The 20,099-nt window shown below is 72.0% G+C and carries 18 protein-coding genes; 12 read left to right on the top strand and 6 right to left on the bottom strand.

Annotation, left to right across the window (positions count from 1 at the left end):
- Positions 1-273 precede the first annotated feature (273 nt).
- The 8 genes from F8R89_RS31350 (at position 274) to F8R89_RS31315 (ending at position 8,005) form a co-directional block, all read left to right on the top strand.
- A complete protein-coding gene (locus F8R89_RS31350) occupies positions 274-1,635 on the top strand; it encodes an MFS transporter (RefSeq protein ID WP_151787122.1) in 1,362 nt (453 codons plus the stop codon).
- A 36-nt stretch (positions 1,636-1,671) separates the two neighbouring features.
- Positions 1,672-2,607: a 3-carboxyethylcatechol 2,3-dioxygenase gene (locus F8R89_RS31345; protein WP_151787121.1), complete on the top strand. Its 936-nt coding sequence runs from the start codon at positions 1,672-1,674 to the stop codon at positions 2,605-2,607.
- Positions 2,604-3,491: an alpha/beta fold hydrolase gene (locus F8R89_RS31340; RefSeq protein WP_151787120.1), complete on the top strand. Its 888-nt coding sequence runs from the start codon at positions 2,604-2,606 to the stop codon at positions 3,489-3,491. The genes F8R89_RS31345 and F8R89_RS31340 overlap by 4 nt, the downstream gene beginning before the upstream one ends.
- Before the next feature lie 11 nt (positions 3,492-3,502).
- Positions 3,503-4,318 (top strand): 2-keto-4-pentenoate hydratase, encoded by an 816-nt coding sequence (locus F8R89_RS31335; protein ID WP_225994551.1) that lies wholly within the window; start codon positions 3,503-3,505, stop codon positions 4,316-4,318.
- A 2-nt stretch (positions 4,319-4,320) separates the two neighbouring features.
- The gene (locus tag F8R89_RS31330; RefSeq protein WP_151787119.1) at positions 4,321-4,791 is read left to right on the top strand and encodes a nuclear transport factor 2 family protein; all 471 of its coding nucleotides are present in this window, start codon (positions 4,321-4,323) and stop codon (positions 4,789-4,791) included.
- A complete protein-coding gene (locus F8R89_RS31325; RefSeq protein WP_151787118.1) occupies positions 4,788-5,558 on the top strand; it encodes an HpcH/HpaI aldolase family protein in 771 nt (256 codons plus the stop codon). Before F8R89_RS31330 ends, F8R89_RS31325 begins: the two co-directional genes overlap by 4 nt.
- On the top strand, positions 5,555-7,168 hold the full coding sequence (locus F8R89_RS31320) for a bifunctional 3-(3-hydroxy-phenyl)propionate/3-hydroxycinnamic acid hydroxylase (protein ID WP_151787117.1): 1,614 nt from the start codon (positions 5,555-5,557) through the stop codon (positions 7,166-7,168). Before F8R89_RS31325 ends, F8R89_RS31320 begins: the two co-directional genes overlap by 4 nt.
- A gap of 156 nt (positions 7,169-7,324) precedes the next feature.
- Positions 7,325-8,005 carry a TetR/AcrR family transcriptional regulator gene (locus F8R89_RS31315; protein WP_151787116.1) on the top strand — a complete coding sequence of 227 codons (681 nt, stop codon included), beginning with the start codon at positions 7,325-7,327 and terminating at the stop codon, positions 8,003-8,005.
- A gap of 4 nt (positions 8,006-8,009) precedes the next feature.
- Here the strand turns inward: F8R89_RS31315 and F8R89_RS31310 are convergent, their stop codons facing one another.
- Complete coding sequence (locus tag F8R89_RS31310) at positions 8,010-8,720, bottom strand: SDR family oxidoreductase (RefSeq protein ID WP_151787115.1); 711 nt, start codon at positions 8,718-8,720, stop codon at positions 8,010-8,012.
- Between the two features lie 211 nt (positions 8,721-8,931).
- Here F8R89_RS31310 and F8R89_RS31305 point away from each other — a divergent pair, with 211 nt between their 5' ends.
- Entirely contained in the window at positions 8,932-9,744 is an 813-nt protein-coding gene (locus tag F8R89_RS31305) for an SAM-dependent methyltransferase (protein WP_151787114.1), read from the top strand.
- An 88-nt stretch (positions 9,745-9,832) separates the two neighbouring features.
- On the opposite strand, the gene F8R89_RS31300 is transcribed toward F8R89_RS31305, so the two are convergent.
- A complete protein-coding gene (locus tag F8R89_RS31300; protein WP_151787113.1) occupies positions 9,833-10,075 on the bottom strand; it encodes a DUF5302 domain-containing protein in 243 nt (80 codons plus the stop codon).
- Between the two features lie 219 nt (positions 10,076-10,294).
- Here F8R89_RS31300 and F8R89_RS31295 point away from each other — a divergent pair, with 219 nt between their 5' ends.
- Complete coding sequence (locus F8R89_RS31295) at positions 10,295-11,236, top strand: oxygenase MpaB family protein (RefSeq protein WP_151787112.1); 942 nt, start codon at positions 10,295-10,297, stop codon at positions 11,234-11,236.
- Positions 11,233-12,738 carry an aldehyde dehydrogenase family protein gene (locus F8R89_RS31290; RefSeq protein ID WP_151787111.1) on the top strand — a complete coding sequence of 502 codons (1,506 nt, stop codon included), beginning with the start codon at positions 11,233-11,235 and terminating at the stop codon, positions 12,736-12,738. The genes F8R89_RS31295 and F8R89_RS31290 overlap by 4 nt, the downstream gene beginning before the upstream one ends.
- 13 nt (positions 12,739-12,751) lie before the next feature.
- On the opposite strand, the gene F8R89_RS31285 is transcribed toward F8R89_RS31290, so the two are convergent.
- Positions 12,752-13,378: a TetR/AcrR family transcriptional regulator gene (locus tag F8R89_RS31285; protein WP_151787110.1), complete on the bottom strand. Its 627-nt coding sequence runs from the start codon at positions 13,376-13,378 to the stop codon at positions 12,752-12,754.
- 140 nt (positions 13,379-13,518) lie between these two features.
- Here F8R89_RS31285 and F8R89_RS31280 point away from each other — a divergent pair, with 140 nt between their 5' ends.
- Positions 13,519-14,658 carry an acyl-CoA dehydrogenase family protein gene (locus tag F8R89_RS31280; RefSeq protein ID WP_151787109.1) on the top strand — a complete coding sequence of 380 codons (1,140 nt, stop codon included), beginning with the start codon at positions 13,519-13,521 and terminating at the stop codon, positions 14,656-14,658.
- 66 nt (positions 14,659-14,724) lie between these two features.
- Here F8R89_RS31280 and F8R89_RS31275 read toward each other — a convergent pair whose 3' ends face one another.
- The 3 genes from F8R89_RS31275 to F8R89_RS31265 form a co-directional block, all read right to left on the bottom strand.
- A complete protein-coding gene (locus F8R89_RS31275; protein ID WP_151787108.1) occupies positions 14,725-16,557 on the bottom strand; it encodes an AMP-dependent synthetase/ligase in 1,833 nt (610 codons plus the stop codon).
- Positions 16,558-16,651: 94 nt separating this feature from the next.
- A complete protein-coding gene (locus F8R89_RS31270; RefSeq protein WP_151787107.1) occupies positions 16,652-18,820 on the bottom strand; it encodes a 3-hydroxyacyl-CoA dehydrogenase NAD-binding domain-containing protein in 2,169 nt (722 codons plus the stop codon).
- A 33-nt stretch (positions 18,821-18,853) separates the two neighbouring features.
- A complete protein-coding gene (locus tag F8R89_RS31265) occupies positions 18,854-20,068 on the bottom strand; it encodes an acetyl-CoA C-acetyltransferase (RefSeq protein ID WP_151787106.1) in 1,215 nt (404 codons plus the stop codon).
- Positions 20,069-20,099 lie beyond the last annotated feature (31 nt).

Genomic DNA, 20,099 nt, shown 5'->3' with positions numbered 1-20,099 from the left:
CACTTGACGACGCGAGTGTCGGCATCCTATCCGATGCCGACACTCGCGTCGGTATGAGGAGTCGCGTGCGCACGCCGGCCGCGACGGACCGCGTTGTGGGAAATGTCCTCCGACCCTTGACACCGCCTGCTGCGGATCGTCAATGTAATGACGATTCTAGAACGTAACTTCTAGATTTCGTCGATGGAACGCGACCCGGTGCGCGGTCCACCTCATCCCTGCGGGCCGCCGCCACGGCACAGGTCCGCTCTGTCCCGGAACAGGGAGAACTTCATGAGGATCACCGACCACATTCCGCAGCAGAAGATGAGCGGTCTGCAGGTCCGCGCCATCGTCATCGCGATCGCCCTGGTCGTGCTCGACGGCTACGACGTCTCGCTGACCTCGTTCTCCGCCCCGTACATCGAGAGGGGCTTCGGCGTCTCCAAGGCCGAACTCGGACTCGTGATGTCCGGCGCCCTGATCGGCATGCTCGTGGGGTCGATCATCGTCGCGCCGCTCGCCGACCGGATCGGCAGACGCAGGATGGGGGTCATGGCGACCGTGACCATCGCGGCCGGCATGTTCATCGGCCCGTTCGCGTCGCCGGACACCGGGACATGGCCCCTGGTCGTCAGCCGGATCGTCACCGGTGTCGGGGTCGGCTGTCTGGTGGCCGTGGTCGGCGTCATCCTCTCCGAGTACACGGGCAAGCGGGTGTACGCCCTGGTCATGGCGGTGTACGCCGCCGCGATCAACATCGGTGGACTGCTCGGCTCGATGATCGTCGGGCCGATGCTGGACACGCGCGGCTGGCAGTACGGCTGGTGGATCGGCTTCGCGCTGAGCGCGATCGCCGCCGTCGCCACGTACGCCCTGCTGCCCGAGTCGCTCGTCTGGCTCTCCGAGGGCCGCCGCACGGACTCCCTCCAGCGGCTCAACGCGCTGCTGGCCAAGATGCACCGCCCGGCGCTCGCCGCACTCCCGGAGACCGACTCGACGGGCGTCAGGGCGAAGGGCACCCTGCGCACCGTGTTCACCGGCCGGACCGGGTTCTACACGCTGCTCATGAGCGTCGGCTACATCGCCTACATGCTCAGCTTCTACTTCATGACGAACTGGGCGCCCAGCAGCGTGGCGTCCGCCAACGACAACCCGGCGCTGGCCCCGCAGCTCGTCACCGCGTTCAGCATCGGCGGCATCCTCGGCAACGTCCTCTTCGGTTTCCTCGGCGGCCGCGTCAACATCCGCTTCCTCGCCCCGGTCTTCCTGGTCCTGGCCACCGTCACCCTGTCGCTGTTCGGCATCGTGGGGTCGGGCATGCCGACCGCCTGGTGGACCCTCTTCCTCGCCTCCTTCTTCGTCTGCTCCGGCACCGCCGCCTTCTACGCGATCGTCCCCACGCTCTACCCGACGCTGGCCCGTTCGACCGGCTTCGGCGTGGTGATCGGCGTCGGCCGGTTCGGCGGCATCGCGGCGCCGGTCGTCGGCGGCGCCGCCTTCGACGCGGGCCTGGGGATGGGCACGGCCTTCACCGTCTTCTCGCTGCCGATGCTCCTCGCCGGCGCCAGCATCATCGTCCTCCACCTGAGCCGCCGGTCCGACACCTCGTCCGAGGCCCGGCCCGAGCCCGCACTCTCCGGCACGTCCGCGTAGCGGCCGTCCGCCCCCTTCCGAGAAAGGAACCGTTCCATGCCGCTGGCCGTCGCCGCGCTCTCCCACGCGCCGTCCTTCGGCAACGTCGACCCCGGAGGGGAGACGTTCGCCGAGATCAATGCCGCCATCGACGAGGTCAAGGAGTTCGTCGGGGCGTACGACCCCGACCTGGTCGTGGTGTTCGGCCCCGACCACTTCAACGGCCAGCTCTACTCCCTGATCACCCCCTGGGCGATCGGCGCGGTCGCCGAGGGCATCGGCGACTACGGCACCACCGCGGGCCCGCTCCCCGTCGACGCCGACGCCGCCCGGGCCCTGCACGCCGCCGTCCTGGCCGAGGGCATCGACATCGGCCGCAGCGAGCGGATGACCGTCGACCACGGGGTGGTGCAGCCGCTCGACTTCGTGTTCGGCAAGGACTTCACCCAGCCGATCGTGCCGGTGTTCGTGAACGCCATCGGTCTGCCGCTCACCCCCATGCGGCGGGTGCGCCTGATGGGCGAGGCGTTCGGCCGCGCCGCCCGCACGCTGGACAAGAAGGTGCTGTTCCTCGCCTCGGGCGGCATCTCCCACAACCCGCCGATCCCCCGCTGGGACGGCGCGCCCGGCACCGTGCGGGAACGTCTGGTCGCCTACGCCCCCTCCTCCGAGGAGCGGCGCGAGCGCGAGCAGGCGATCGTGCGGGGCATCCAGGCGATCGCCGACGGCAAGGCCCCCAGCGACCCGCTGAACGAGGAGTGGGACAAGCTCGTCCTCGACGCGTTCCGCTCCGGCGACCTCGGCGCGGTCGACGGCTGGGAGAACGGCTGGTTCATGGCGGAGGGCGGCTCGGCCGCACACGAGATGCGCAGCTGGATCGCGGCCTACGCGGCACTGTCGACCGCCGGTCCCTACCGCTTCGCCGTCGACCGCTACTGGGCCGTCGAGAAGTGGGGCGCCGGCTTCGCCGTCCAGGCGGCGGTGACCGCATGAGCCCCGACACGCGGCACAGGCACCTCGCCACCCTGTGGGAGGAGATCGCGGACCTGGAGCACACGCTGCGGTACGTGGACGCGGGCGGCTACCGCACCCGGGTCCTCGACATCGCGGGGGCGGCCCCGGACGCCCAGACGGTCGTCCTGGCCAGCGGCACCAGCGGGCACATCGAGGCCTGGACGCAGAACGTGCGGGCGCTCGCCGAGGCCGGTTTCCGGGTGGTCGGCTACGACTACCCGGGCCACGGCCACACCTCGCTCGCCGACCATCCGCTGGAGATCCGCGACTACGAGGAGCACCTGCTCGCCCTGCTCGACGCGCTGGAGCTGGACCGCGTGCACCTGGCCGGCGAGTCGCTCGGCGGCTGGCTCGCGCTGAAGTTCGCGCCGAAGCACCCCGAGCGGCTGCGCACGGTGATCCTGTCCGCGCCGGGCGGCCGGGTCGTCGGCGAACCCGGGCTGGACCGCACGCAGTCGGTGAGTGCCCGGGCGGTGAGCGAGCCGACCTTCGAGAACGTGCGCAAGCGCCTCCAGGTCGTCATCCACGACCCGGAGAACATCACCGACGAACTCGTCCGGGTCCGCCAGGCCGTCTACTCCCGCGACGGGTTCAGCATGGCGAACGTCTCCGCCCTGCGCGAGCCCGAGCGGCGGTGGCGCAACCGCGTCACGGACGACGACTTCGCCGCCGTGCCGGTCCCGGCGTTGATGGTGTGGACCGACAACGAGCCGACCGGCGACGAGGCCGAGGGGGCGCGCCTGTGCGCCCTCATCCCGGACGGCCAGTACCTGCTGATCCGCGGCGCCGCGCACTGGCCGCAGTGGGAGGGGGCCGCCGAGTTCAACGCCGCCGCGGTCGCCTTCCTCCACAAGCATGCCTGACGGACCGAAGCATGCCTGACGAAAGGACCGGAGTGAGCGTCACCCGGGAGACCATCAGCCAGATCGCCCGCGAGCTGTTCGAGGCCCAGCGCGGCGTGTACACGGTGCCGTACGTGAGCCCCCGGCTCCCGGAGCGCGACCTCGACACGGCCTACGCCATCTCCGCCGCCTTCGCCGCCCTGCGCGAGAGCGAGTTGGGGGTGAAGCGGGTGGGCCGCAAGGTCGGCCTGACCAACCCGCTCGTGCAGCAGCGCGTCGGCATCGACGAGCCCGACTACGGGATCATCCACGACGACATGGTGCACCCCTCGGGCACCCGCCTGCCGCTGTCCTCGTACAACCGGCTGCTCATCGAGGCCGAGGTCGCGTTCGTACTCAAGGACGACGTCCTGGACCCGTCCCGCGAGGCCGTCGAGGCCGCGATCGACTACGTGACCCCCGCGTTCGAGGCCGTCGACTTCCGCTACGGCGGCTCGGTCGGGCAGATCGTCGACACCATCGCGGACAACGCGGGCTGCAGCGGCGTCGTCCTCGGCGAGGAGCGGCACCCGTACGGCGAAGTCGACCTGCGGGACGTGGAGCTGGTCATCACGGGCGGCGGCACCGAGATCACGCGTGGCGTCGGCCGCAACGTGCTGGGCGACCCGGTCAACGCGGTGATCTGGCTCGCCGAGACCGCGATCCGCACCGGCGAACCGCTGCGGGCCGGCGAGGTGCTGCTGTCCGGGTCCATCGGCTACATCGAGCCGTGGCCCGCCGACGTCGAGTGCGTCGCCACCATCACCGGACTGGGTCGCGTGGTCGCGACCGCGGAAACGAAGGGCTGACCATGACCGACTACCGTCCCGTCGACGCGACCACCCGCGTCGAGATCGAGCAGCTCATCGCGGAGATGCTCCACCGCCTGGACCACAACCGGGCGGACACCACCTGGGAGTTGTATACGGAGGACGGCGTCTCCGTCGGCCCGATGGGCGACATGGACCGCGAGGCCATGAAGGCGTGGGGCGCCAAGCGGGCACTGCAGACCGACGTCGTGGGCCGGCACCACATCGGCGGGATCCGGCTGGTGTGGGCCGCTGACGGGGACGAGGTCGAGGGGACCGTGCAGTACCTCACCTTCCGCGACACCAACGAGCCGCAGACCCTGCCCGCCTCCGTCGGTGAGTTCCGCGAGCGCTACCGCAGGGTGGACGGCCGGTGGCTGTTCGCCCGCCGGGAGATCGTGCCGGTCTTCGGCGGCCGGGCGGCCGCGGCGCACGCCGCGCGCGTGGCCGGGCAGGAAGGAGCCGCCCGGTGAAGCGGGAGGCGCTCGGCGACCGGAAGCCGGTCCTGTACCACCAGACGGTGCCCGCGTTCTCCGTCCCGGAGTGGGCGGTGGCCGCCGGGTACGACGGTGTGATCCTGGACCTCCAGCACGGCGAGCTGGGGCTGGAGGCGGCCTGCGGCATCCTGCGCTCGATCCCTCGGGACAACGCCTACGCGTACGCCCGGGTGGGCTCGCTGGATCCCGCGCCGATCCTGCGGCTGCTCGACAGCGGGGCGCGCGGGATCGTCGCGCCGACCGTCGAGTCCCGGTCCCAGGCCGAGGCGCTGGTCGCCGCCACCAAGTACCCGCCGGCCGGCAACCGCAGCCTGGGCCCGTCCCGGCCCGCGCTGTACCGGGGCGACGCGTACACCGACGCGGGCAACCTGGCCGTGTCGGCCATCGCCCAGATCGAGACGGTGGCCGGCCTCGAACGCGCCGAGGAGATCGTCTCGGTGCCCGGACTGGACTCCGTCTACATCGGCCCCGCCGACCTGGCCGTCTCCTACGGGCTGCCGGGACGCGGCGACTGGGAGGACGGCCCCGTGCGCGAGGCGATCACCCACCTCCGGGAGGTGACGCGCGCGCACGGCGTCACCCTCGGCATCTACTCCGGCCGGCCCGAGTACGCGGCCGGCCTGTTCGCCGACGGCCTCGTCGACTACGTGGGCCTCGGCATCGATCTCGTCCTGCTGAACCGCGCGTTCGGCGACACCATCGCCGGGCTGGGCCCGGCACGATCCGCACGGAGCACCACATGAAGAAGGCCTGCGACGTCCTCGTCGTCGGGGCGGGTCCGGTCGGCCTGACCCTGGCCAATCTGCTCGGGCAGCAGGGCATCGACGTCCTCGTCGTCGAGCGGGAGCACGAACTGGTCGACTACCCGCGTGCCGTGGGCATCGACGACGAGGCGCTGCGCGCGATGCAGACCGCCGGCCTGGTGGAGGACGTGCTGCCGCACACCATCCCGGACCAGAAGATCTACATGATCAACGGTGAGGGGGCGATCCTCTCCGAAGTGAACCCCACGACACGGGAGTTCGGCTGGCCGCGCCGCAACGGCTTCGTGCAGCCGCTGGTCGACCGGGTGCTGCTCGCCGGCCTCGACCGCTTCCCCAACGCGGCCGCGCGCTTCGGCGCCGAGGTCGTGGATCTCGCCGAGGACGCCGACGGCGTGGTCGCCACGCTCGGGGACGGCGGCACGGTGCGCGCGCGGTACGTCGTCGCCGCCGAGGGCGGGTCCTCCCCCACCCGCAAGCGCCTCGGCATCTCCTTCGAGGGCGAGACACGGCCGACCGACGGCATCGTGATCGACGTGGCCAACGACCCGATCGGCACGCCCCACGCCGTCTTCGGCGGTGACCCGGCCCGCAGTTACGCCTCCATCGCGCTGCCGCACGGCATCCGGCGCTGGGAGTTCACCCTCTTCGAGCACGAGGGCGAGGCCGAGGTCGAGGACGACGCGTTCGTGTTCGGCCTGCTGGCGCCGCATGTGCCGGACCCGTCGAAGCTGGACATCATCCGCCGCCGCGTCTACCGGCACCACGCCCGGATCGCCGGGCGGTTCCGGCACGGGCGGATCTTCCTGGCCGGTGACGCCGCCCATGTCATGCCCGTCGTCGGCGGGCAGGGGTGGAACTCCGGTATCCGAGACGCGTTCAACCTCGGCTGGAAGCTGGCGGCCGTCGTCAAGGGCCTGGCGCACGACGGTCTGCTGGACACGTACGAGACCGAACGGCTCGGCCATGTCACGCAGATGGTGGCCGTCTCCCTGCGGATGGCCAAGGAGATGACGGACCACGATCCGGAGAAGGCCGCCGAACGCGACCGGATCGCCGCCTTCCGTACGCCCGAGGAGCGGGAGGCGCAGAAGCGGCAGGCGTTCAAGCCGCAGCCGAAGTTCGACCGCGGTGTCGTGGTGCACACCCCGCTGCCGGTGTCCAAGTCGCTGCCCGCCCGTGACGTGCCCCGGCTGGCGGGCACGATCTTCCCGCAGCCGACGGCCACCGACGCCGACGGCGTCGAGATGCTGCTGGACGACGCGACCGGTCAGGGCTGGCGGATCCTCACCTGGAACAACGACCCGGCGGTGTTCCTGTCGGCGGAGAGCCGTGCCGCGCTGGACCGGTTCGGCGCGCGTCTCGTGCAGGTGGTGCCGAAGGCGCAGCTCCCGTGGGCGCGCAAGCGGGCCACGGCCGGTGTCACCGTCGTCGGTGACCTCGGCGGCGAGGCGAGCCTGCAGGCGTGGTTCGACGCGCGGCCGGTGGGCGCGGTGGTCCTCCGCCCCGACCATGTGATCGCCGCCGAGTGCCTGACGCAGGAGCTCGACGACGTGGTGGCCCGGGTCCTGGAGGCCGCCTGCGCCGCGTGACGTGGTGAAGGCGGGCACCGGAGACCTCGGCGGGACCGGAGAGAGCCGTACCGTGCGGCCACTTCGGTCCCGCACCGGCCTGCTGCTAGTAGCGCCGTTCTAGAATGACGGCGCTGGTGACACGGTACGTATGACGGACGGCGACGGGGTGGCGGCATGACGCGGAGCACACGGCAGGGCGAGGGCACCAGGGGCACGCGGCAGGCCCGCTCGGACAGGAGCCGGGAGCAGATCCTGCTGGCGGCGCTGGACCTGGCACTGGAGCACGGCTACCAGGGCACGACCATGGCGGCGGTCAGCGCGTCCTCCGGTCTGCCGATCGGCTCGGTCTACTGGCACTTCAAGAGCAAGGAACAGCTCTTCGTCGCCCTGCTCGAGCACTGCTACAAGGCCTGGATGGAGCTCCACTCCGGCCCGGAGGGGCTGCGCCGCAAACTGTCCCGGGGCATCGCCGGCCTGTCCGGCGCCGACCCCGAGCACTACACCAAGGAGGAGGCGCTGCTCAAGGCCGCCGCGATCTGGGCGCTGAGCAGGCAGCTGGGCGGTCTGGGCGAGGACAACGAGGTCCGCGCGGCGTATCTGCGGATGCGGGTGGAGATGTTCAAGGTGGACGTCGAGCGGATCACCGAGTCCGTCCCCGTGGACGTCGTCGAGCGCTTCCCCGAACTGCCCACCCGGCTCACCGTGCTGAGCCTGGCGCTGACCGACGGCTTCTATGTGCACGCCAACTCCGACGTGCACCTGGAGCTGGACTTCGCCGGGTACGCGGACATGGCCGCGCGGGCCCTGGAGGGCCTGGTGGACGACTACGCCCGCCAGGCCGCCGAGGCGCGGTAGCGGCTCACACGCCGCGGGTGAGTCCGCCGTCGACGCGCAGGTTCTGCCCGGTGGTGTAGGTGGCGTCGCAGGCCACGAAGGCCACGGTCCGGGCGACCTCCTGGTAGGCGGCGGCCCGGCCGAGGGGGATCGCGGAGGTCCACGCGTCCGGAACGGTCTCCGGGTCGGCGACGGTGTATCCGGGCAGCACGTTGTTGACCCGGATGCCGTCCGCGGCCACCTCGTCCGCCCACAGCTTGGTCCAGGTCGTCATCGCGGCGCGGGCGACCATCGAGGTGGGGAAGCGGGGCGAGGGCTCGGCGGGGCTGGCCGAGGAGATGTTGACGATGCTGCCGCCGCCCTGGGCGCGCATCGGTGCCAGGGCTGCGCGGCAGGCCCGCACCACGTTGTAGAAGTACAGGTCGAAGCCGGTGGCCCAGTCGTCGTCGGTCAGCTCCTGGAGCTTTCCCTTCGGGCCGTGACCGGCGCTGTTGACCAGCACGTCCAGCCGTCCCCAGAGCGAGACCACCCGCTCGACGGCCTCCTCGACGACTCCGGCCTGCGTGTAGTCGCCCCGGATGGCGAGGCCGCCGAGCTCCTCGGCCAGCGCGACCGCTCCCTCGCCGCGCGCCAGCACCGCCACGCGGTGGCCGCGCGCGGCCAGTTCGCGCGCGGAGGCGGCGCCGATGCCGCTGCTTCCGGCGATCACGAGGGCGGTGGGAGGTGTTGCGGTCATGGTGCGCCACTCCTGGTACGGAGCCGTATCAGAACGACCCCTCTAGAATCTTCATTCCAATCGAACGTAACCGGCGCCCGGCCCGACCGTCAACCAGGCAGGACCGCCCCCGCGACCGCCACCGGTACGCGGATCGCGGGGCCCCGATGAAGTCCGATGGAAATCGCCGTAGTTGATCACTTCGATCACCACGTTGTGTGAAGCTGTCCCCATGGAATCCTCGGAATCTTCGCCCGCCGACATCGTGGCGAGGCTGCAGACCGATCGCCCCCATTCGGCGCGGGTCTGGAACTACCTGCTGGGCGGCAAGGACAACTACCCGGTCGACAGCGAGGTCGGCGACGCCATCCTGTCCACGTTCCCGGAGTTCGCCGCCGTCGCCCGGCTGCAGCGGCGGTTCCTCGCGCGTGCCGTGCGCTTCCTGGTGCGGGAGGCCGGCATCCGGCAGTTCCTGGACATCGGGACGGGCCTGCCGACGGCGGACAACACGCACGAGCTGGCCCAGCGCATCGCGCCCGAGAGCCGGATCGTGTACGTGGACAACGACCCGCTCGTGCTGGTGCACGCCGAGGCGCTGCTCACCAGCAGCGACGAGGGGGCCTGCGCCTATGTGGACGCGGACGTCCGCGATCCGGAGCGGATCCTGGCCCAGGCCGCCAAGACGCTCGACTTCAGCCGCCCCGTCGCCCTCACCATGCTCGGCATCATGGGGCAGATCTCGGACGACGACCGTCCCGCGGAGCTGGTGAGCGCCCTGCTCGCCGGGCTGCCCGCGGGCAGCTATCTGGCGCTCAGCGACGGCACGAACACCAACGAGGCGCTGAACGCGGCGGTCGCGGCCTACAACCAGCAGTCGGCCAACACCTACCACCTCCGATCGCCGCAGGACATCGCCTCCTACTTCACCGGCCTGGAGCTGGTCGAGCCCGGGGTCGTCGCCACGGCCTCCTGGCGTCCGGACCCCGACGCGCCGGACGCGGACGCGCCCGACGTCTCCGTCGCCGGGGTCGCGATCAAGAACTGACCGGACGGACAGCGGGACAGCGGGTCAGAAGAAGGGGGCACCGGCCACAGGCCGGCGCCCCCTTCGGCGCTTCTCCCCCCCGGTGGGATCAGCCGCCGCTCTTCCGGCGGAACGACCGCTGGCTCGCGGCCGGGCCGTGGGCCGAGCGCACCTTCGACCCGTTCGCGTGCCCGGCGACCTCGGCCGCGTCGGCCTGCGCGCCGTGCTTGCGGGCCAGGGCCTCACGGAACTTGCGCTTCAGGTCGTAGGCGCCGCCTTCGTCCGGCGTCAGGGACGACGTCTCGGCGTCGGCCGGTTCCGAACCTTCCGTGGCGGGCTGCTCTGCGGTCATGGTGACCTCCTGGGTTCGGGGGGACGGGTGAGCCCAGCTTGTCATGCCTGAACCCCCGTCAGGGCCGGCCGGACCGTCCCAGGACGCACCAGGTTGCCGCGTCCGGAGTATTGACGCCAGATGATACAAGTCAATAGCTTCAGTATCATCGACTCACACCCGGTGCTCCCCATGGCATCAGCCCGGCCGATGCCGCGATGCCGACAGGAGGGATCAGCCATGGGCCGCTACAGCCGGCTCGCCCGCATCCGGCAGATGGACCCGCAGCAGGACTTCGAGCAGATCTACCGCTGGATCACGCAGTACGAGTTCCCCCGCGACTATCTCCATGGCACGTCGATCGCGTTCCTGCGTGACTACGGCGTCCCGCGCATCTCCCAACTGCTCGACCGGACGCAGGAGTTCGAGCGTGCCGGGCAGAAGCGCTACGACGACACGGTGCTGATCGCGTACGAGATGGTGCGCGACGGGATGGACTCGGAGCACGGCCGTACCGCCGCCCGGCACCTCAGCCGTATCCACGGCCGGTACCGCATCCTCAACGACGACTACCTCTACGTCCTGGCCACCACGGTGGTGGGACCGAAGCGGTGGATCGACCGGTTCGGCTGGCGGCGCCTGTGCGAGCAGGAGACCGAGAGTCTGGCGCTGGTGGGCCGGCGGATGGGCGAGATGATGGGCATCTCCGGCGTGCCCGGCACCTACGCCGAGTTCGAGCGGCTGCATGACGCGTACGAGCGTGAGCAGTTCGCCTACGATCCCGCCAACCGCCGTGTCGCCGCGGCCACTTTGCGGGTGATGGCCGCCTGGTACCCGGGCCCGCTGCGGCGCGTGGCCACGCGGGTGGCGCTCGCCGTGCTGGACGAACCGCTGCTGACCGCGCTGGGCTTCCGGCCGCAGCCGCGCGGGCTGCGCACCGCCGCCCGCCGCGCGCTGCGCGTCCGGGCCGCGTGCATCCGGCTGTTGCCCGCCCGGCCCGAGAGGTTCCCGCGCGGCCCGAAGCCGCGCACCTACCCCTTCGGCTGGACCCTGGACGACCTGGGTCCGCACTGGGCGCACTCCCGTCCGCCCGCACCACTCCACGACGAGGAGTCGCCGCAGGGGGTTGCCACGCCCCCGGGGTCGTCCGCCGTCCCCGCCCACCGTCAGGAGAACCGATGACCGACACCACCCCGGCCGCCGCCCCGCAGACCGCGACCTTCAGCACGCACTCCCCCGCCACCGGCAAGCCGATCGCCGAGCACCCGGTGCACGGGCCCGCGGACGTCGACCGTGCGGTGGCGCGGGCCCGGGTGGTCCAGGCAAGGTGGGCCGCGCTGTCCGCGCCGCGGCGCCGGGACCATCTGCTGCGGTGGAAGAAGGCCATCGCCGCCGAACTGGACCGGGTGGCCGCCACGATCGCGGAGGAGACCGGCAAGCCGGCCGGTGACGCCGCGCTGGAGGTCGTGCTCACGCTGGAGCACCTGGCGTGGGCCGCCCGCAACGCCGGACGGGTCCTGAGCCGGCGGAGGGTGCGGACCGGGCTGTTCACCGTGCACCAGCGGGCCTCGCTGGTGCACCGGCCGCTCGGTGTCGTCGGGGTCATCGGCCCGTGGAACTACCCCCTCTACACCCCGATGGGGTCGATCGGCTACGCCCTGGCCGCCGGGAACGCGGTGGTTTTCAAGCCGTCCGAACTGACGCCGGGCACGGGGCTGTTGCTGGCGGAGCTGTTCGACACCGCCGTACCCGAGCACGCCGGGCTGCTGAGCACCGTCACCGGGGCGGCGTCCACGGGCGAGGCCCTGGCGCGGTCCGGTGTCGACAAGCTGGCGTTCACCGGGTCGCCGGGAACGGCCCGGGCGGTGATGGCGGTGTGCGCGGAGTCGCTGACGCCGTTCCTCGCCGAGTGCGGCGGCAAGGACGCGGTGATCGTCACCGCGGACGCCGACCTGGACGCCGCCGCCGACGCGATCGTCTGGGGCGCGCTGAGCAACGCGGGGCAGACGTGCGCGGGCGTGGAGCGCGTGTACGCGGTGCGGGAGGTGCACGAGGAGTTGTGCGCACGGGTGGTGAAGCTGGCCGGCGCGCTGCGCACCGGGGACGACGCGGAGTCCGTCTACGGCCCGATGACGCTGCCGACTCAGGTGTCCGTCGTCGAGCGGCATGTGAGCGGCGCCCTGTCGGCGGGCGCGCGGGCCGCGCTGGGCGGACCCGAGTCGGTACGCGCTCCGTATGTCGCCCCGGTCGTGCTGACCGAGGTGCCGGAGGACGCGGCGGCGATGACGGAGGAGACGTTCGGGCCGGTCGTCGCGGTCAACGCGGTGGCGGGCGTGGACGAGGCGGTGGAACGCGCCAACGCGTCCCGTTACGCGCTGGGGGCCGCGGTGTTCTGCGGCAGCGGGCGCGCGGGGGCGGTGATCGCGGCGCGGCTGCGCGCGGGCGCGGTGTCGGTGAACTCGGTGCTGGGCTTCGCTGCCGTTCCGTCGCTGCCGTTCGGCGGGTCGGGGGACTCCGGGTTCGGGCGGATCCACGGCGAGGAGGGGCTGCGGGCGTTCACGTCGGTGCAGTCGGTGACCGTGCAGCGGTTCGCCCCGGCGATCGCGCTGACCTCGTTCGCGGTCCCGGCGGCCACACGGGAGCGGGCGGTGCGGGTGGCCCGGGCGCTGCACCGGCGCCGCTGAGCGGCGCCGGCGGTCAGGCGTCCAGCAGGGGGGCCAGGTAGCGCCGGGCGAAGGCGCGGGCCTGGTCCTCGTCCTCCATCTCGATACAGCTGTTGGGGTTGAGCAGGAAGGACACGGCGACCCGCACCATGAGTTCCGCGACCGGTCGCGGGTCGTCGTCGGGACGGCCCTCGACCTGCTGCGCGCGCCGCAGATGGGCGGTCAGGTACTCGACGGTCGCCGAGAGCGAGGAGGCGCCCTGCACGGTCAGATAGGGCAGGACGACCTCGGGTTCGAGCCGCAGCATGCCGCCGAGGAGCGGGTGGGCGCGGCTGTGGCGCAGCGCGACCGCGAACCCCTCGACGACCCGCTCCCGCATGGTCGGCAGCCCGGCGACCGCCGCGTCGAGCCGCTCGAAGAACCGGCCCAGTTCACGCAGCAGGGTGTCTTCGACCAGCTTGTCCTTGGTCTGGAAGCGCCGGTAGACGGTGACCCGGGAGACCCCGGCCCGCTTGGCGACGTCGTCCACGGAGGAGCGGCGCACCCCGAGGAGCGTGAACTGCTCCAGGGCCGCGTCGAGGATGCGCCGTGCCGTGTCGTCCTCCGGCTCCGGCCGCGCCAGGGCCCGGGCGAGCCACGAGTCGTTCGTGTCAGTTCTCATGGTGCTCCTCACGATACCGGCGAACGACTCCCCCAGAAACGCTGACACAACTACCATATCTTTGTATCCCCTTCTTCGTATCTCACTGCGTGCCCCACCCGACCGAGCCACCGACCGGCACCCGGATCCCGGAGGACCTGATGGGCAGTCGACTCACCGAGGAGCAGGCCGCGTTCGCGGCGGCCGTACGAGACTTCGCCAAGCGCGAATGCGGTACCCGGGAACAGCGCGACGCGCTGACGGACGGCGGCCGCGAGGCTCACCATCCGGAGCTGTACCGCAGGCTCGCCGACCTCGGCTGGCTCGGGGTGTGTCTGCCCGAGGAGTACGGCGGCGCCGGCGGTGGCACGGCCGACGCCTGCCTCTTCCTGGAGGAGACGTCGTACGGCATGGTCCCGTGCGGCGGGTTCGTCACCACCGTCATCACCGCGAAGGCGTACGAACGGTTCGGCGGCGAACGGCAGCGGCGGGAGGTGCTGACCGGCGTGGCGCGCGGGGACGTGCTGGCCATCGCGATGTCGGAGCCGGGGGCCGGATCGGACGTGGGCGCGCTGCGCTGCCGGGCCCGGCAGGAGCGGGACGGCACCTGGGTGATCGACGGCCAGAAGACCTGGATCTCCAACGCGCACTGCGCCGAGAGCATCCTCCTCGTGGCCCGCACCGGCGAGGACAAGCACGGCGGCCTGACCATGTTCCATCTGCCCGCCGGCACCCCGGGCGTGGAGATCCGGGGCATCGAGACGATGCGGGGCCGCGAGGTCAACGACGTGTACCTCACCGGCGTACGGCTGCCCGCGGACTCCGTCGTCGGCGAGGTGAACGGCGGCTGGAAGCAGCTGATGGCCGGCCTGAACCACGAGCGGCTGTTCCTCGCCGCGAACATGCTGGGCCTGGCGCGCCGCGCCTTCGACGACGCCGTCACCTACGTCCGCGAGCGCGAGCAGTTCGGACGGCCCGTCGGCTCGTTCCAGGCGCTGCGGCACCGGATCGCGGACCTCGCCACCGAGATCGAGTGCACCCGGTTGCTGGTGCGCGAGGTGGCGCTGGACTGCGACGCGCAGCCGGACAAGCTGTTCTCGCGCGAGGCGTCCATGGCGAAGCTGAAGGCCACCGAGCTCGCCAAGCGCATGGCGCTGGAGGGCATGCAGATGATGGGCGGCTACGGCTACACCACGGAGTTCGACATGGAACGGCATCTGCGGGCCGCGGTCGTCTCCACGGTGTACGGCGGGACGAGCGAGATCCAACGCGACGTGATCGGCAGGACGTACGGGCTCTGAGGCGGACGGACGCGAACGGCCGCCCGCCCCCGGGAACGGGGCGGGCGGCCGTCGCCACGCGGGCGCTCAGTCGTCGTAGAGCGAGGTCAGGGCGTTGGCGTACTTGTCGCGGATGACCCGGCGCCGCATCTTCAGCGACGGCGTCAGCTCGCCGGTCGCCGGGCCCCACTCCTCGGCCAGCAGCTCGTACCGCTTCACCTGCTCGGTGCGGTTGAGCCGGGTGTTGGCGGCGGCCACGGCGCGGTCCACCTCGGCCCGGATCTCCGGATGCCGGACGAGTGCCGACAGACCCCCGTCCGTCCCGATGCCGTGCTGCGTGGCCCAGGCCGGGGCGGCCTCCGCGTCGAGGACCAGCAGGGCGACGAGGTAGGAGCGGTTGTCGCCGTGCACCATCGCCTGGCCGATCAGCGGGTGTTCCTTGAGGGCGTTCTCCACCAGGGCCGGCGAGACGTTCTTGCCGGTCGAGGTGATGATCATCTCCTTCTTGCGGTCGGTGAGCCAGAGATAGCCGTCCTCGTCGATCCGGCCGATGTCACCGGTGGCCAGCCAGCCGTCCGCGTCGAGTGCGGACCGCACCGAGCCGTCCGGCTGGAGGTAGCCGTCGAACACGGACGTGCCGCGCACCAGGATCTCGCCGTCGTCGGCGACGCGGATCTCCACGGACTCCACCGGCCGTCCCACCGAGCCCAGCCGGAAGCCGGTCCTCGGGCTGTTGCTGGTGGCCACGCCCGTCGTCTCGGTCAGCCCCCAGGCGTCCATGACGACGATGCCGAACCCGGCCCAGAACCGCACCACGTCGGCCGCCATCGGGGCCGACGCGCTGGCCGACCAGGTCACCCGGTCCAGGCCGCCCGCCGCCAGCATCGGCACCAGCACCTCCTTGCGGACGCGGGCGTAGCGCTCCTCCAGCTCCGGCGGCGGTGTCTCGCCGCGTTCGCGGTACCCGACGTGCTCGCGCCCCACCGCGAACGCCTCGTCGATGACGCCCCGTTGATCGTCCGGCATCAGCGAGAGCACGGCCCGCACGGCGGCCGACAGCTTCTCCCAGATCCTCGGCACCCCGAAGAACTGCGCGGGACGCACCTTGCGCACCACCTCGCCGACCTTCGTCGGATCGGCGCACAGATACACGTGCGAGGCCCGGTGACAGGGCAGGTAGATGCCCAGCATCCGCTCGGCGATGTGCGCGAACGGCAGGTAGCAGATGTGCTCGACGTGCGGCGGGAGTTCGACCACGGCGTCCAGCGCGAGCGCGTTGGAGAGCACCACCCGGTGGGTGAGGACGACGCCCTTGGGTTCACCGGTGGTGCCCGAGGTGTAGACGACGGTCAGCGGGTCCTCGGGGCGTGCGCTGTCCAGTTCCTTCGCGAACCGCTCCGGCACCGGCTCCCGGAGCAGCGACGCGTAGGGCAGGTGATCCCCCTCCGCACCCGCGTCGGCCACCACCAGCCGCTCCAGCGGGGTGCGGGAGTCGGCCAGCAGCGGCTCCCAGACGGGTAGTTGCTCCGCTCCTCCGACGACGGCGAGGCGGGCCCGGCAGTTGCGGGCGATGTGGGTGATCTGCTCGGGGGCGGAGGTGCCGTAGACGCTCACCGGGATCGCGCCGAGGCGGACCAGCGCCAGGTCCGACAGCCAGTGCTCGGGCCGGTTGGCCATCATCAGCAGCACATGGTCGCCCCGGCCGACGCCCAGCGCCCGGTAGCCGGCGGCGAGCGCGCGGGTGTGCTCGTGGATCTCGGCCCAGGTGAGGGTCGTCCAGTCGGTGTCGGGGTCCTCCGACTGCCAGGACAGACCGGGGAGTTCCGGGTATGCCTGGGCGTTGCGGGCCAGCAGCCGGGGCAGGGTGCGGGCGGCGGGGTCGTCGGGCAGGTCGCCTGCGGTGCGGGGTGCCGATGTCATCGGGGCCTCCTAGCGTTGCGGGTCGGGGAGGGAACGTCTGGGGAGACCGGGGCGGGGGGAAGCCCTGCGGGCGTACCCGGTGCCGGGGAACCGCTCAGGAGTCGGTGAAGGTCTCGCCCCGTTCGGCCTTGCGCAGCAGCAGCCCGGGCGGGGTGAAGCGGTCGCCGTGGCGGTCGGCGAGCGCGCGGGAGCGGGCCACGAAGCCGGGCAGTCCGCCGTCGTAGCCGTTGATGTACTGGAGCACGCCGCCCGTCCACGGCGGGAAGCCGATGCCGAGCAGCGAGCCCATGTTGGCGTCGGCCACCGAGACCAGGACGCCCTCCTCCAGGCAGCGGACCGCGTCCAGCGCCTCGACGAAGAGCATCCGCTCCTTCAGCTCGGTGAGGTCGGCGGGCTGCCGCGCGGGGTCGGTGAAGTGCTCGCGCAGTCCGGGCCACAGACCGACGCGCCCGCCCTGCTCGTCGTAGTCGTAGAACCCGGCGCCACCGGAGCGGCCGGGGCGGCCGAACGCGTCGATCATGCGGTCCACGACCGCGTCGGCGGGGTGCGGATCCCAGGTGCCGCCCGCCGCCTCGACCGCGCGCCGGTTCTCCTCGCGGATGCGGCGCGGCAGGGTGAGAGTGAGTTCGTCCATCAGGGAGAGGACCTTGGCGGGGTAGCCGGCCTGGGCGGCGGCCTGCTCGACGGAGGCGGGCTCGATGCCCTCGCCGACCATCGCGACGCCCTCGTCGATGAAGCGGCCGATGACGCGGGAGGTGAAGAAGCCGCGCGAGTCGTTCACGACGATCGGGGTCTTGCGGATCTGCCGCACCAGGTCGAAGGCCCGGGCCAGCGCCTCCTCGCCGGTCTTCTCGCCCTTGACGATCTCGACCAGCGGCATCCTGTCGACGGGTGAGAAGAAGTGCAGCCCGATGAAGTCGCGGGGCCGCTCGACCCCCTTGGCGAGGACGGTGATGGGCAGGGTGGAGGTATTGGAGCACAGCAGGGCGTCGGGGGCGACGACCTGCTGGATGTCCTGGAACACCCGGTGCTTGAGTGCGGTGTCCTCGAAGACGGCCTCGATCACCGCGTCGCAGCCCGCCAGATCCCGCGGGTCGGCCGTCGGGGTGATGCGGGCGAGCAGGGCATCCGCCTGCTCCCGCGTCGAACGGCCGCGCGCGACCGCCTTGGCAACCAGCTTCTCGGAGTAGCCCTTGCCCCGGGCCGCCGCGTCCGCGTGGACGTCCTTCAGTACGACGTCGATGCCCGCGCGGGCGCACGCGTAGGCGATGCCCGCGCCCATCATGCCCGCGCCGAGCACGGCCACCCTGGTCACCGTGCGGGCCGGGACGTCCTTGGGGCGCCCGGCCCCGGATTCGACCGCCTGGCGGTCGAAGAAGAACGCCTGGATCATGTTCTTGGTGATCTGCCCGGTGACCAGCTCCGTGAGGTACCGGGCCTCGATCGCGAAGGCCGTGTCGACGTCGACCTGGGCGCTCTCCACGGCCGCCGCGAGGATGTTGCGCTGCGCCGGGCAGGGGGCGCCCCCGGTCTTCTTCCTCAGCAGCGCGGGAAGGGCCGGGAGGTTCGCCGCGAACCCGGCGCTCGACGGGATGCGGTGGCCGGGGGCGTCCCAGGGCTGCGCGGACTCGGGGTGCGCGTCGATGAACGCGCGGGCCCGCGTGAGGAGTTCACCCGGGTCGGTGACGATCTCGTCGACCAGCCCGGCCTCCAGGGCGCGGGCCGGTCCGTACCGGGTGCCCTCCAGGAGGACCTTCCGCAGGGCTTCGGTGACGCCGAACATGCGGACCGTGCGGGTCACTCCGCCGCCGCCCGGGAGCAGGCCCAGGGTGACCTCGGGGCAGCCGACCTTGGTGCCGGGGGCGTCCAGGGCGATGCGGTGGTGGCAGGCGAGGGCGATCTCGTAACCGCCGCCCAGTGCGGCCCCGTCGATGGCGGCGACGACCGGCTTGCCCAGGGTCTCGAGGACGCGCAGCGAGCGCTTGACCCGCATGCCCGCCTCGTACGACGCCTCGGCGGTCCCGGGCGTGACGGAGATCAGGTCGCGCAGGTCGCCGCCGGCGAAGAAGCTCTTCTTGGCGGAGGCGACGATGACGCCCCGAACGCCGTCGCGCTGCTCCGCGAGCCGGGCGGCTACGGCGTCCAGCGAGTCGATGAACGCCGCGTTCATGGTGTTGACGGACTGGGACGGGTCGTCGAGGACGAGGGTGACGACACCGGTGTCGTCCTGCTCCCAGCGGATGGTCGTGGACTCGATGCTCATGCGGGTGCGCTCCTGGGGATCCGTGGGGAGGGGTCAGAGGCGTTCGACGACCGTGGCGATGCCCATGCCGCCGCCGACGCACAGGGTCGCCAGCCCGTAGCGCCTGCCCTGGCGTTCGAGTTCGTCGACGAGGGTGCCGAGGATCATGGCGCCGGTCGCGCCGAGCGGATGGCCGAGGGCGATCGCGCCGCCGTTGACGTTGACCTTGTCGAGCGACAGGCCCATGTCCTTCACGAAGCGCAGGACGACCGCGGCGAACGCCTCGTTGATCTCGACGAGGTCGATGTCGTCGATGGTCAGGCCGGCCTTGGCGAGCGCCTTGCGCGAGGCCGGCGCCGGACCGGTCAGCATGATCGTGGGGTCGGCGCCGGACACGGCGGCGGAGACGATCCGCGCGCGCGGGGTCAGCCCGTACCGCTCGCCGACCTCCTTGCCGCCGACGGCGACGAGCGCGGCGCCGTCCACGATGCCGGAGGAGTTCCCCGCGTGGTGGACGTGCTCGATCCGCTCCACCCAGTGGTACTTCTGCAGCGCCACCGCGTCGAAACCGCCGAGGTCGCCGATGTCCGCGAAGGACGGCTTGAGGCTGCCCAGGGAGTCGGCGGTGGTGCCGGGCCGCAGGTGCTCGTCCCGGTCGAGGACCACGAGGCCGTTGCGGTCCCGCACGGGGACGACCGAGCGGTCGAAGCGGCCCTCCTTCCAGGCCGCGGCCGCGCGCTCCTGGGACAGCGCCGCGTAGGAGTCGACGTCGTGCCGGGAGAAGCCCTCCAGGGTGGCGATCAGGTCGGCGCCGACGCCCTGCGGGACGAAACCCGTGTCGTGGTTGGTGCGCGGGTCCGCCGACCAGGCGCCGCCATCGCTGCCCATCGGGACGCGGGACATGGACTCCACACCGCCCGCGAGGACCAGGTCCTCCCAGCCCGAACGGACCTTCATGGCGGCCAGGTTGACGGCTTCGAGCCCGGAGGCGCAGAAGCGGTTCTCCTGGACGCCGGCCACCGTGTCCGGCAGCCCGGCGAGGACGGCGGCGGTGCGGGCGATGTCCGCGCCCTGGTCCCCCAGCGGGCTCACCACGCCGAGCACGATGTCGTCGACGGCGGCCGGGTCGAGGCCGGGGAGACGGTCGCGGATCTCGTGGATCAGGCCGACGACCAGGTCGACGGGCTTGGTGCCGTGCAGGGCGCCGTTCGCCTTGCCACGGCCGCGCGGGGTGCGGATCGCGTCGTACACATACGCTTCGGTGCTCACGGGGAGGCCTTTCGCCGGGAGTGGGCGGTGC

Source organism: Streptomyces sp. SS1-1 (assembly GCF_008973465.1).
Classification (GTDB): Bacteria; Actinomycetota; Actinomycetes; order Streptomycetales; family Streptomycetaceae; genus Streptomyces.
This window is presented reverse-complemented; position numbering and strand designations above follow the sequence as displayed.

Excerpts from the sequence above, each read along its gene's own strand:
- F8R89_RS31270 (WP_151787107.1), bottom strand. The coding sequence starts at position 18,820 with ATGAGCATCGAGTCCACGACCATCCGCTGGGAGCAGGACGACACCGGT.
- F8R89_RS31350 (WP_151787122.1), top strand. The coding sequence starts at position 274 with ATGAGGATCACCGACCACATTCCGCAGCAGAAGATGAGCGGTCTGCAG.
- F8R89_RS31330 (WP_151787119.1), top strand. The coding sequence starts at position 4,321 with ATGACCGACTACCGTCCCGTCGACGCGACCACCCGCGTCGAGATCGAG.
- F8R89_RS31285 (WP_151787110.1), bottom strand. The coding sequence starts at position 13,378 with ATGAGAACTGACACGAACGACTCGTGGCTCGCCCGGGCCCTGGCGCGG.
- F8R89_RS31275 (WP_151787108.1), bottom strand. The coding sequence starts at position 16,557 with ATGACATCGGCACCCCGCACCGCAGGCGACCTGCCCGACGACCCCGCC.
- F8R89_RS31280 (WP_151787109.1), top strand. The coding sequence starts at position 13,519 with ATGGGCAGTCGACTCACCGAGGAGCAGGCCGCGTTCGCGGCGGCCGTA.
- F8R89_RS31320 (WP_151787117.1), top strand. The coding sequence starts at position 5,555 with ATGAAGAAGGCCTGCGACGTCCTCGTCGTCGGGGCGGGTCCGGTCGGC.
- F8R89_RS31315 (WP_151787116.1), top strand. The coding sequence starts at position 7,325 with ATGACGCGGAGCACACGGCAGGGCGAGGGCACCAGGGGCACGCGGCAG.
- F8R89_RS31335 (WP_225994551.1), top strand. The coding sequence starts at position 3,503 with ATGCCTGACGAAAGGACCGGAGTGAGCGTCACCCGGGAGACCATCAGC.
- F8R89_RS31305 (WP_151787114.1), top strand. The coding sequence starts at position 8,932 with ATGGAATCCTCGGAATCTTCGCCCGCCGACATCGTGGCGAGGCTGCAG.
- F8R89_RS31310 (WP_151787115.1), bottom strand. The coding sequence starts at position 8,720 with ATGACCGCAACACCTCCCACCGCCCTCGTGATCGCCGGAAGCAGCGGC.
- F8R89_RS31345 (WP_151787121.1), top strand. The coding sequence starts at position 1,672 with ATGCCGCTGGCCGTCGCCGCGCTCTCCCACGCGCCGTCCTTCGGCAAC.
- F8R89_RS31295 (WP_151787112.1), top strand. The coding sequence starts at position 10,295 with ATGGGCCGCTACAGCCGGCTCGCCCGCATCCGGCAGATGGACCCGCAG.
- F8R89_RS31300 (WP_151787113.1), bottom strand. The coding sequence starts at position 10,075 with ATGACCGCAGAGCAGCCCGCCACGGAAGGTTCGGAACCGGCCGACGCC.
- F8R89_RS31340 (WP_151787120.1), top strand. The coding sequence starts at position 2,604 with ATGAGCCCCGACACGCGGCACAGGCACCTCGCCACCCTGTGGGAGGAG.
- F8R89_RS31290 (WP_151787111.1), top strand. The coding sequence starts at position 11,233 with ATGACCGACACCACCCCGGCCGCCGCCCCGCAGACCGCGACCTTCAGC.